This window comes from Pseudomonas sp. FSL W5-0203, from assembly GCF_001896155.1.
Lineage (GTDB): Bacteria > Pseudomonadota > Gammaproteobacteria > Pseudomonadales > Pseudomonadaceae > Aquipseudomonas > Aquipseudomonas paracarnis.
Genome location: NZ_MPOR01000070.1, coordinates 1 through 12,922 on the forward strand (window position 1 = coordinate 1; position 12,922 = coordinate 12,922).

Annotated in this window: 5 protein-coding genes; all 5 read right to left on the reverse strand. The window is 52.1% G+C overall.

Annotated features, from left to right (window positions below; all coding sequences use genetic code 11):
- Positions 1–505: 505 nt before the first annotated feature.
- Complete coding sequence (locus BOP96_RS28560; protein ID WP_073454673.1) at positions 506–3,784, reverse strand: hypothetical protein; 3,279 nt, start codon at positions 3,782–3,784, stop codon at positions 506–508.
- A gap of 155 nt (positions 3,785–3,939) precedes the next feature.
- A complete protein-coding gene (locus BOP96_RS28565) occupies positions 3,940–8,478 on the reverse strand; it encodes an ATP-binding protein (RefSeq protein WP_073454674.1) in 4,539 nt (1,512 codons plus the stop codon).
- Positions 8,479–8,815: 337 nt separating this feature from the next.
- Positions 8,816–11,944: an AAA family ATPase gene (locus tag BOP96_RS28570; protein WP_073454675.1), complete on the reverse strand. Its 3,129-nt coding sequence runs from the start codon at positions 11,942–11,944 to the stop codon at positions 8,816–8,818.
- Positions 11,941–12,474: an ABC-three component system middle component 1 gene (locus BOP96_RS28575; protein WP_073454676.1), complete on the reverse strand. Its 534-nt coding sequence runs from the start codon at positions 12,472–12,474 to the stop codon at positions 11,941–11,943. The genes BOP96_RS28570 and BOP96_RS28575 overlap by 4 nt, the downstream gene beginning before the upstream one ends.
- Positions 12,458–12,853, reverse strand: coding sequence for an ABC-three component system protein (locus BOP96_RS28580; protein ID WP_175563020.1), 396 nt, complete (start codon positions 12,851–12,853; stop codon positions 12,458–12,460). The genes BOP96_RS28575 and BOP96_RS28580 overlap by 17 nt, the downstream gene beginning before the upstream one ends.
- Positions 12,854–12,922 lie beyond the last annotated feature (69 nt).

The window sequence follows — 12,922 nt, forward strand, 5'->3', positions numbered from 1 at the left end:
CTCTGTAAGAGCAAGCGTCAATGTCCATGGGGACAAGATCTACGTTTGGGCGTCCACAGTATGCAACTTATTCTTATCGACCGAGTAGATCTCGCCCTTATAAGCCCCGACCCAGGTAACTGAGGAGTAATAATTTGCAAGGGGAACATATGCGACGGATAAATCACCGCACTTCTTTTTGTCGGATTTCTCGGCCAGATCAATAACGCACATTCCACTGATCATTTGTCCATGCGCCAGCCTCGACTAAAGCGGAGCCGGTTGCGCATTACCTAGCAGACTTAAACTTTTAAAGGTGGTAGACGAAGATATTCTTGGCATGCACCGACAGTTGCACGATGTAGGGAGGGTATCCTTGGGGCGCATACCTCTTGCGGATATCGATTTGCAGTTGCTTTACTACTCCGGACGGGAGATCCACAAGCTTTGCTTCTGGTTGAACTGGTTGGGAGTCGCCAAGCGTAGCTCATCGAATTCAGCACGGTGAGGAGCAGCAGTCAAATGCCTAGCTGATGTACTCAACCGATCTGCGCTTCTGAGCCGGCAGAATGATTTGGCTATTCGCCCAAACGACGTATAACTCTGAAACCTGCTGCTGTCCCAGCGCATAAGCATAAAATCGTGTACTCAGGCGCCTAGGTCTGGTACGCCAGTGCGCAGCGCTTGCTCCTGGCTCTATCTGACGGTAAGGCTCGGCGCGTTCAATGAGGCGTTTTTTGAAGTACTTCTCAACAGTGCTCTGATTGGAAAGGAGATGCATGCCGCCATGATTCGGGAAAAGCACCGCTGCCAGCTCATTTTCTTGAGCGATGCTGACGGCGACATCGAAAAACGCGTTGACGATGCTATGTACCGTATGAGTAGCCAACATCTCATCCATCGGGTTGATCGCGCGAACGATCAGGCAACGCTTGGTTGGATGGAGCGCCGGGATCGATTCGAAATAGATCATGGCCATCCCCGCAAGCCGACGTTGCACAGGGTCAAACACCACCATATGCGCGTGCCGCTCCTCCTTCCACATGTCCGTGTCATCGCGCGTGCACAGGTTCGCGGCTTGTCTGGCGAAAAACGCTGCCGGATACTTTGACACGAACGCTTGCAATTCAGTGACTTCGTCGTTAGCAGGCATAGCGGTGAATTTCCCCTGCTCGCGCTTCAGCCAGTTTGCACACGTTGCGAGCACAATTGCTTGGGTATGTCTAAGTGCGACCTGCAATCTTTCACGCCCGGTTTGCAACCCAGCTAGATGAGCCTCACCCACCATTCGCTTGGCCAAGCTATCAGCCTGCTCATCGTTGAAGTTCATTACAAACGCCGGCATATGCGCCTCTAGAGCGTCCGGCAAAGTGCTGGTGAAAAGCGTGTCGAGCTGCTCCAGCCCCTCCGAGATATCAACACTGAAATCCTCCAAGGCAGCTATCTGTCCGAGGTCGGTTTCGAGCCACGATCCGATCAATGAGTCCTCACGACTCGCCGCGAACAGTGCACCTAGATGGGCCGCTACAGACTGAGGGTCACGCGACTTGTCGTATAGCCGCTTGGAACGGATGGCCTGACACGCGTCGGTGAAGTCCCTTTTTGAACAGATCATCGCGCTGATCGTCTTTGCCTGAACCAGCGCCTGCAGACTACTGCGCTCAAGGCGCTTTTCCATGCGACGAATCGAGCGCGCCCAGCGCATCGGGTAACCATCCCACAATGCCAATCCAGCCATTTGCGATTCGAAACCCAGGACATTCTTCCACTGTGACCTGACGCTGTGGCTATCAGCCTTGTAGATCATGGATATAGCCTCAACCTCCTGAGGCTGCAGCTCAGCGCCTGATGGTCCGCGCCCCATTAGCAGGCTCTCTAGCAACGGCACCAATGCGTCCATCTGTTGTTGTAGCTGCTCAGCTGACGACCACGCATGGCGAATCATGCTAGGCAGCAGGACGCCGCCCGTTTGGTTCAGGATGGCTGGTAAACGAGGCAAAAGTTTTAGGCTCTCGGCCTGAGCTAGAACTTCCCTTCGTTCGTCGTAGCGCTCGCATGCCGCGTCGTCCGGTTGCTGGTGGCGATAACCGATGTCCGTTACCACCCGATCATCAATAGCTCTAATGACACAGCTCAGGTTCTCAGTGAAAGCAGCAAAGTGGTTACGGCGGAAGGCATCGTCCAGCAGTACACGAGATGTTGAATTCAGGTCCCAGCAACAAAGCGTATGTACGCCACGTGCCTTGTAGTACCAATCCATGATCGCTTTGAATGAGTTCAATCCCTTGTTCTCGACTAAGTACTGCAAGGTGCCTAGTCCAAACCGTACCACGCGCTCCGCTTGGCACAGATGACTGAACTCTGGCATGGGCACGGCGGTGAGCAGATAGTGATACGGTTGGGCGGCCAGAGTGCCAGCACAGCGAATGATCCAGTCAACCAACTCGCGCTCTTTACGCGGTTTACGGTGCCCTTTGATTACAAGCCAAGTCTCAAGGCTCTGGACACCGATGACGGTATACGCACGCTGAAAACCCAGAACTGCCTCAGGGTAGCCATACCCATGTCGCTCAAGCACTGCCAAGTATTCCTGCAATGCTCCGGGGCGCGCCAGGTAAGTGCGACACTGCCCTATCTGCTCGAAGCTCAAGCAATATGGAGCACCGGCCAACAGCGCGATCTCGGCGAGCGGTTCGCCCTCTCCCTCTTTTTTGTTGAGCTCCAATATGAGCGTCTGGCAATGCGCTAGGTCTTCGACGCTCGCGCCCAGAGCAATCAAGTGCTCGACCAACAATGAAGAAGGCTCGCAGTAATGGTCCAGCATACGCTTGCAGTGTTGAATCTGATCAGCTGAATGGGCCTTAACCACATCCAATACAAAAGCCCAATTTGCGCTGGAAGCTCGCCAAAGCGACTCTCCAATGACCTCGTAGACGGCATCTGCGCCTGCTGTGCCAGAAGCAACAATCAGTTGCAAGTTTACCTGCAGCCGATCTGGGTCTATAGCATCCAGGTCATGACGAAAGATACCCGCTACCTGCTTGCGCTTAACACCATTGGCCAGCAATAGATCAATGGCCTGTTTGAAGGTGCGAAGGGTTTCAGGGGTGATCTCGGGCGCGTGATAGCGCTCTTTCATTTGATAGTCTAGCCAGGCCAGCTCCGATTCTGTCTGCACCACATTGGTCAGCACCAGCAGATTGGCGAGTGGGCCCTTCAATCTGAAGCTGCCATAGCGAGCATAATGTTCGATCCTCGCAAAGCTCTCCACGCCGACCTTGCGCACGGCCATGAACCAGCCAGCATCCAGTCTGTCGAGCTGTCTTGCGCGTTCATAGGAGAGCAGCGGCATGCCTTGTATGGCCTGATCAACGGCCGGGGTGTAGCGGTTCAAGCGACACGTCACGACTCGGTCGTAAAAGGTCTGGTAAAGATAGGCGCGTCCTTCGTAGGTGCGGGTTTTTGCTAACTGCCTACGCGTGTATTGCCATGTCAGCCAATGCGGAACGAAGAATATCCCCAACTTGCCATACCAGGGCCACTCCTCTGGTTTAATCAGTGACTGCGAAGCGGGTATGCCAAGCATTCGGCGGATATAAAGTGCCTGGTCAGAGTCTTCGGCAAGCAGCTCGCTGACATTGTTCTGAACCCAACGCCGCGCCGCTCTTAAGGCAATCCGCTGAGTAAATCTGGAGTGAACGTCGGCAGTTTCATCGTAATCGGAAATGGCCAGTCGTTTGACCGCGTCTCGCCCTTGCTCTAAGGCATGGGTACGAAATGCCCGATACCCACTTTGATCACTCATTGTCATTCCTTTTACGTGGGGGTGAGGTCCTGCGAACGACTGCGGCTGAATCAGCTTCGTGGTTGATAGCCGGACAAGACTAAAAGCGAAGTCCGTTATTAATGCTATTACCTCGTTGATGTCGCTCCTCATTCGGACACCGATAGCATTTATTTTCACGGATGCGCCAGAAGCTCCGCTAGCTGCTCAGGCCGGGGGGCCTGTTTCTCGAACTCAAGTCGGCCACGGATAGAGTCACCATCAAATCGGTAGATGCCCCTGTAATTCAGCATTCCACCCCACCCATTGCCATGACGCCGTCCACCATGGGCACTTTTTTCACCAGTAACAACCCACACGATTTCCAACCCTCCTGCGTCCAAAAATGCCCGCATCACATCGCGATCTACAACAGCCGCACTGAACCCGGGCTCGTCAACGGACGGATCTTTAAAAAGAATTCTGCTATCTGCTGTTGCGTATGCAAGGGACCGTCCTTCCGCCAGACGTAGATGAAGTCCACGCATAAGCGCTGGAGCGGGAACCGTAAGATTGAAGCTTTCCTCAATCGAATAGTCATGGCCTGATCGCTCGACACGCCAGTCAGCTACCGTCGCTTGCGTGTGAATTGCTTCGTCTGAACCCATCTCGAAACTTCCATCGATGGTCTCGAATGCCGGATGCCAAGGATACTCGCCAAGGTAGCCATTCAGGGGCATATCGAATGCCGGAAAATGATCCCGATTATCTGCTGATTGGGTTAGAAACTCCGTTAAACGCTCAACATCATCGCGTGCTACCAATATCGATTTAACTTTGTGCCAAGTCATCCGATGAATCACGCGTTCGCCATTAACCATAGCCAGATGATTACGGCCAACATTTGTATCGAGTACGAGCCAGCGTCGGCCAGCAGGGTCGATGACATCAATCTGCTGCACTGGATCAGGCACGTCTCGCGATTGATCCTCCATCCACGCGACTCGCGATTCGGGCGGATCGTCGCGCCAGCGCGAAAAATGAGGGGACCACCAAGTCGGACCTTGACGATCCGAGTCGTGCTGTTTAGTACGAGTCACAAGGATAGTTGGATCCATCTCGCGTGAGCCGACTTGCCAAGGCCCGCGAAAGAGCTCGGGATCTTCCTGATAGTTACCACCTACGAGCGAGGTGTCAGAAAGACGTCCGGTCAATTCATGGTAGGCGATCCATTGATATTTTTTACCGATGCGCTCGACTCGGTGCTCATTACGGTCATGGCCCGCCATCTCGCGGTCGAATTCGGCGAAGCGTTCTGGAGTCCATCCAAGCTCATGCGCGCGCCAAGCGACCCAATGGCGCGACCTATCACCAGCATATGTTGGATGCCCGGCTACGGCTCGCTCGTCCCACATGCGGCCGCGCACAAAGCCGGCAGCACGAATACGAAATTCCTCTATCTCTCCCTCGTCCAAAAGACGCTCGAAGTCGCTGATAGTCGCGTCTCGCTTTTTTTCGGACGCACGCCGCGCCTCCATCAGTTTTTTGGCTTCGTCGTGAGCTTGACGAAGAAAAAGCGAGAGCCCCGTAGGCATCGAATTGGTGCGAGCTGCAATTTTAAGTACCTGCTCAAACGCCGTGGTACGCGCCGGATGGGGTTTGATCGCTTCCAAGTACCAGACGTCGTAAATCTCACGCATGGAACGACCATGCTCCGAGCGTGGAAGTAACAGGAAGTCGCCGGCAAGATTATCGATTTTGTAGCGTGCAAAATCACCATCCTCGACTGCGGAACTGCAAATTTCATCACGCAATAAGCTGCCGCTATAGTTCTGAACATACGTGCCGAGCGTTTCTTCGGTCACCGTCTCGAGTGCCCTCCCTCCTGGATAAGGAGGCCGAGCGCAATCTAGCGATATGTCCGCCGGCAAAACGCCGCGGCTGGCGGCAAGCTCGACGATCCCGCGCGCATGGTCGCGAACGAGCGCGTGGGTTGGTAGCCGGTCGTTTGTAAACACAGCCGCAAAGGCAACTCGCGCGAGTTCGGCCAGTCCCTCATTGCTGGAATTTCGCGTTGCCGCACCATATGCAGCAGCAAGAACGCGGTCGACAACATAAGCGTCGTCAACATTGGCGAATTTCTCGATCATCTGGGCGGCGAGTTCACGGCGATTTACTAAAAGTGTCGCAAGCGCTTTGGTCGCCATATCACGGACCCAACGATGGCTGAGGCTAGTAAGCCATGCGAGCGTGATGGCGACTAGTCGAGCGCGCGGCAGCTCGATTGGTTCAAGTCCGTTGGCTTGCACCCACTCGATCAATGTTTCTATCGCGCCGTCGCCGTCGCCATCCACGGCGATGTGCGTCGCGCGAATCGACCATTCAATGTCGCGCTCGTACATCGGTAACGGTTGCAGCCAACGGTCAAGATGGTCGGCATTAAAGAGATTGTCAGGTTCAGTGGCGATCGCAAGCAGCGTCTCAAGAACTGCGTCACCTCCGATTACGTCAGCGCATTCCTCAACCAGCTCCAGGGTCCGTTTGGTGAAGGCGTCCTGTCGACGCCACAGCAGACTGAGCTGAAAGGCATGAGCAAGTTCCCAGCGGGAAAACTTGCCGTCGACAACGTCAATGAGTTCAACGCCGTAACGCTCTGGCAACTGTACAGCCAATGCCTCGGCGATGCCCGCGAACCTGGAGGAGCCTCGACCCGCCACATAAGATGCGAGTGCCCCCCCAGTGATGAAAGCTGGCTCAGGATCGCCGTCGCCTACATGAGTATTGAGTAGCCTCTGGGCTATACGATGGTCACTTAACCGCTCGAAGGTAAAGCGAACCATCTCGTTGATCTCTTCTCCGTCACCGACTGGCTCAACTGCGATCACACCTTCGCTTTCGAGCTGGAAGAAAAGGCTTTGTTCAGCGAGACCGCTTGAGTTGTGCAGACATTCGATGATTGAATTCGCGGCGTCAATTGAGAGATAGCCGGTACCGGCAACTACCATCTCTTCCGTGAGCGCCGTGAGGACCGCCTCTACACGCTTTAGCCTTGGCGCCAAGCCCATCCGCAAATTGAGCGTCTCGACCACCGCGTTGAAATAAAAATCGAAAACCTTCGACACGCCAGCCAGTCCACGCGGAAGTTCGCTTTCATTACGACGTTCAAGCATGTCACAGCAGGTACGCAGGAACAGCGGGTTCTCAAACTCTGGCGCGAAATGCGGGGCTGCCATTCGAACGATGCCACGCTGGTCGAGGTAGCGACGCGCGGCTTCAGCCGCCCTTCCTGCGAAACCTGGGTGTTCCAAGCGAGGTAACGCGGTCATATCGAGGTCGCGCACAATATAAGGAACGAAGGTGGAGCGGCAGGAGACAAGAACCGCTACATGTTCAAAACGGTCGGCAACAGCGAGGAACGCGGCAAGACGCTCGGACCAAACCGCTACACCGTTACGCTCGTTTATTGCATCAATCATCACTAACGCGCGGGTGCCAGCTGCTTCGGCAGCGGAGTCAAACGCACCGAGAATTGCGTCCGGAGGAGCATTTGTCAGCCCCAACTGCTCGGCGATCTGTCGCCAAGGTTCCGCATCACTGAACGCTCCACCAAGCATTAGCACGGCGGGAAAGCCCTGCGCAACATGATGCTCGGCGACATCGGCCAGCAAGTGTGACTTACCAACGCCCGCCTCTCCGCTCAGCAGCAGGCGGTGTGAATTAGCGAAGTTGGTCGAGGGGGCATTGATTTCCTCGACAACGCGATCGATCACTTCGCGCAAATGTTCGGCAAAATGAAGACCGTCGCGACCACTGTCCTGACCCGCACCGGGTTGCCGACGTAGCTCCCAGATTCCGCTCCGACAGCGGTTGAGCGCCGCAGCTGCAATCGCCAATAAAGCACTCCATTCCCCGAGTGGAATGAGATTCGCTGGGCCAAGTGGTACGCCGCGAATTGCTGAAGATATCGCGGCCATTTGGTCGCCAAGCGCAGTGAAATCTATATCACATGTGCCCCCCAGCGCGGCGCCGATGCTGCGTAGCGAACGATGTCTTGCCTCGTCGAGATCATCAGCCCAACCAATGATCTTGCACGCGAAATCGGGATCTCGTGCGAATGCGACTAACGCCTGACGAATAGGCAGTTCGATATTAAGTTCTGGCGTGTAGCGACGACCGAGAGCGGCACGGCTGATCGCAAACCGGTCTTTAAACCATTCGCACCCAAAATGAGGGAGATCGAACCAATAGGTACGACGCCCCACATACAGTGGATCATTCCGTGAGAGTCGTTCTGTGAGCTGAAAGCCGCCCCAGAGTTGGATTTCAACTATACGAGGCGCGATGGAAGCTTGACGCGCAATCACCCAGTCATCCCAGCGATCGCGCTCAGACTTGCGGCCTTCAACACGGCCGTCAGACAAGTCGAAAGGTATGCATACGATGAAGGTGGCGAGTGCCGAGTGCTTGGCTACGGCGTTTTCAAAGGAGTCTTTGAGCTGCCCCGCTTCGCCGCTACCAAGCTCGAAGAAATACTTGGCCTGCCATCCAGTTTCAGAGCCATTGGGCTCGACTCGATAACATTCAAGTCCTGCGTCGGCACCCGCACCCTTGCGGTGGAACGGTACGCCCCCCTGAGACTCGAGCGCGGCAAATTGGCAGACGAGCTCCTCGAAACCCGCGTGCTGGCTGCCGTGATGTGTGCGGATGGCTCGGAAATCAATCATTGGTGTTGCCATCGGCGGTCCTCAAGTCAGTTACGGATCTCTACTAAGCCGCGATAGTTACGCATATTCAGAGGCTGTAGCGATGATCTCCGAAAGCGCACTCGATACCGGCATCTCAACAGTTTTCATTTCAAAATATTTGAACCTGCAGTGTCCAAGGCCAGCGTAAAATCAGCTTACTCAACGGGCATCTGACGACAAACTAATTTGTAGCCCCCTCCAGCTAACAACAATTTCCTCAAATTGATTGATTAGCAGATACCGCGCGATGTCAGACCAACCCCTAAATATTCCGTCGCCGGGTGGTGTATCACGGAAGGGGCGAATTAATCCGTTCCGTGATAACGTGCTAATTTAGGAATGGCTCGATCGGCACTACCACTCCAAATTTTTCTAACTGCAGAAACTTTGCGCCCAAAATCTCAGCTGGAATCTTGCGCTGCAGAAGGCCAAAGAAGTTTTCATCGTGTGTAGAGATGATAATTTGTTTATCAAACTGTAGACAGATACTGCGCAAAAGATCAATGGTTGAGAGAATATTGATGGAGTCCATCGACTGGATAGGATCATCGATCATCACGACATCGATCGAATTACCTTGATCATCCTTGGCATGAAGCGCGCCGGCCAGAAACACACTGAGACTGAGGATGTTGGACTGAGCAGCGCTGAAGTACAGGATTGGAGAAATCAAAATCCCGTCTTCGTCACTCACGACAATATTCAAACCGGGCTTATCAGAGTCAAAATCCGGCTTGAATTCTACCTTCTTAAAGGATGGATGCGGGTCAATTTTTTTGTAGATAACGTTGATGAGATCTTCATAGAAGAAATTATTAATCATTGTCTTCAGCTGTTCGATCACAGCCGACCGCTCCGAACTCAGGAGAATATCAACCTGGTTTCGCTGATCCAGCTTCATTTCCAGTTCAGCCAACTCATCTTGAAGGGATAACCGCTTGATGTAGGGCTTAAAGGAAGCCATCAATTCCAACAGCAGTTTGAAACTGTTTTCAGCGGTTTCTAGTTGCTCGGTGCGCAAGCGACGGGTTTGGAGCTCACTGGTGATCAGTGCTTTGACTTGGTCTAAACTATCCTCTAAGCGAACAACCATCAAAGCGGCAAGGCTTTCATAGAAAGCGTTGATTGCGGACTGAGCGCGAGCCAATTCCAGATCAAGCCCATCTTTCTGAGATCGAAGCTGGGCAAAACTCACCCACGTCCCATCGGACACCATCTTCTGCTGGAGCGCGCGGCACTGAGTCGCCAGCTTATCAGTAGCGGCCTTGGCGTTAGCAAGTTGAGATTCAAATTTACTCTTCTCGGCCTGACAATATTCAGCCAACTGGGCTGAATTGATACCGTTATTAACCAGGTACTGAGAGACAAGCAGATAGGACGCTTGGGACTTAAGGGTATCGGCTTCCGTTGTTAGCACCTGCAAATCTGCATCAATCCGTGAAACCTTTCGATTGAGCTGTGTAATCTCTTCAGATAACTCAGTTTGGCGATTTACAAGTCCGGAACCCTTGAGTGTAAGCTGAGCGATCTCGCCTTGAGCACGGGTCAAGAGCTCATCCAGTGCGAGACTCCATACGGTCTTATCGAGTGTGTGGACCCTGTCCTCTAAGGCGCGTTTTTCCACCTCCAGATCAGACTTTTCTCGCTCAATTAGCTCCAGTCTTGCACTCAACCCCTTGATTGTTCCGCGAAGGTCAGCCAACTGCTGCCCATGTGCCTCTTCCGCCACTCGCGTGATAGATTTCACTTCATCCAGCAGCTGGTTACGACGTGTTTCCGACTGCGCGAGGAATTCCGCGTTTTCCTGACTAAGTCGCGACAGCAGAGTCTGCGATTTAACTTTCAGCCTGAGCTTGTCGGCATCTTCGTGTGGGGTGCTGCACAGCGGGCAAATATTTGACGGCCATGCGCTGAGGTAGTCAAGGCCGGTGGAAATCAAACGTTCATGCACACCCATCTGGTTAGCCAAGGCTGTTTGAGTCACATGCACAGTTTTCTCATGGAGATCAATGGATTCCAACTCAGTAAAACACTTAGTCAAGCGCTCAATATTCTCTTGACCTAAATATTTAGCGCCTTCAACCGCAGACAAGATAAAGTTTGCAGTAAGTTTGAAACCTGACACTTTCTTCAAGTTGGCTTGAAAGCCATCTAACTTTGCTGTATCCAGGCGAACCGAAACCTCTTTCTCAGCAATTTGCTGAGCGATCAACTCTATTCGCGCACGATGAGACGTTAACTCTGCATATATCGGCCCAGCATTATCGATGGAACTCCTAAGAAACGCAGCGCGATCATCAGTCTCTTTGAGTTCCTGGGTAAGATCGCTAAAGGCCTTTGCAAACCCTGACAACTGAGCGGCATGACCTGATCGGCTATCTCCTAGCGTTATTTGACGTTTGGCGATCTCATTTAGGCGTGATTCAGACTGAAAGAACCCAACGGAATGATTGATTATATCAAGAATATTTGCCGAGCGCTGACTCGCTTCTAGAACATCGCTTGTGCTTTTCTCATGAGCGTTCAGCAGCTCCTGATAGACACCAGCATCTTTTACACCCTGATCAAGACGCGCTGAAATAGGTTTCTGATCGATGAGAAATTGGCTATTAAGTTCAATCTCAGAAATCTTTACTAATCTATCAGCCAGAGTGTCAACTGCCCGGACATTAGCTTCATGCTCTACGTGTAGTTCATGCTGTCGGGAGATAAGGCTTGCATTCAGTGCATGTTCAGCCTGAGCGGAAAATTTCTCGTCCGCAAGCAAGATGTTCTCACCACCGGCGTTGAGCTGTGTAGCTAACGCATTGAAATTATCAAAGATGGAGAGGTCAACAGGCTGATCCAACTCGGCGATAATGGCTTCACGTTGAGAATCCAAAACCATCAGCTCAGATTTATTATCAAGGATAAGTGCAGTCAATTCCTTGCGGGCCTTTTCAGTTTCCCCGCCGAAATTTTCCATGAACTTCGTATAGCGCTCTTGCGGTTTCGCCTCCCGGAGGAATCTGTCAATCTCATCTTGACTTAAGATGACACGCCGAAAATAATCGTTCTCGCGCCCTTTTTCTCCAAAACGTAAGTCGCGTCCATTAACGCGTATTTTTCCCAACTCTCGTGTAAAAGGAGTAGGCAGCGTAGTTGAAACAACCACCTTGGTTTTAACGTCGTCGTCGACGTATTTATTTCGAAGAATCTCCTGCCCCTTGTCCACATCCTTGGTCGCGCGGGCGGCGCCTTCATAATTAACTCTATTGTAGTCGCCACCTAAACGCTCCAAATGATTCGTGATCGCCCATTCGACAGCATCATAAAACGAGCTTTTACCAAATCCGTTAGGAGCAAATATCGCAACAAAATTTGAAGGAACATCATCAGCATTCGTAAAATCGAATGTGCCTTCTGATTTAATTTTGTAAGCACGAAATGCTTCAATTTCAACCTTTTTGATTTTCATTTTTTATTCAGAGATTCTATGATTTGATTTATCATTGACGCGCGCTTTTCCTTGGATTCAATTTTTTGATCTAACGGCGCGCCCCGAACAAATTTCTCCAGCGACAATAATGGTTCCCGGGTTTCCGCAACACGAGGATCCAGCGTCAAATCTGATCCTAGGAGCTGCTCTCCCAAACATTCAGTCAATTGCTCAACCGTGGGCAATTCAGCATACCCATCAATTATCAATTTACGAGCAGAGTATTTGTTGTTTTCGATCTGGTATTTATCCCAAATCGGCACAGTGCCGATCGTCACAAAAGCGATATACACGTTCCACACCGCGAGGTTTCCCGGAGGTTGGTGGTGAACCGACACAAGGTTCTGGATTACCCGCCAATTTTTTACGATAACTGATGATTCCTTACAAAGGCAGGCGATACACGAGATATAGGACAGCGAATCATCTGAGTGAAACATGTGAAACGCCATATCACCAAACTCAGCGGCGAGAAATTCAAAGTCGTAGTCTTTAGTTAATAATTTCATTCAAATTCTTCCTGAGCTCCAGCAGTTGATCTCTACCCGGCGCCAAGCTGCGATAGTCAGACTCTTTTTCGATGATACAGCTGTTGCGCAAACCTTCCAGGTGAGTCAATTTATAACTGGTGTAAATCGCACTCTCAACTTCATCAATAGAAAATGGTTGGCTCGGGACGATTGCTATGTTTCCAATCACATTCTTAAGCATGAAATCTTTAGGAAAAGGTTTAGCAGCGCCATCGGGCGAAGCAACCACGAGCGTGCCATCTTTGTCGAGTAACTTACGCGCGATCTTGAGAATCTCATCCAATCGGCGAAGCCAGTTGGTGACATCGTTGGTGTACAGCAGACGACGCTTGGCGGTTGCAGGAGCTGAGTGCAACACGGTTATTGAATTGAAGCCGGAGCATCATGCCGCATTGCCATGGAATTTTGCATGACCTCTCCCATCACC

What these genes read in the sequence shown, in the direction of transcription:
- BOP96_RS28560 (WP_073454673.1), bottom strand. Translation starts at nt 3,784, where the DNA reads ATGAGTGATCAAAGTGGGTATCGGGCATTTCGTACCCATGCCTTAGAG.
- BOP96_RS28565 (WP_073454674.1), bottom strand. Translation starts at nt 8,478, where the DNA reads ATGGCAACACCAATGATTGATTTCCGAGCCATCCGCACACATCACGGC.
- BOP96_RS28575 (WP_073454676.1), bottom strand. Translation starts at nt 12,474, where the DNA reads ATGAAATTATTAACTAAAGACTACGACTTTGAATTTCTCGCCGCTGAG.
- BOP96_RS28570 (WP_073454675.1), bottom strand. Translation starts at nt 11,944, where the DNA reads ATGAAAATCAAAAAGGTTGAAATTGAAGCATTTCGTGCTTACAAAATT.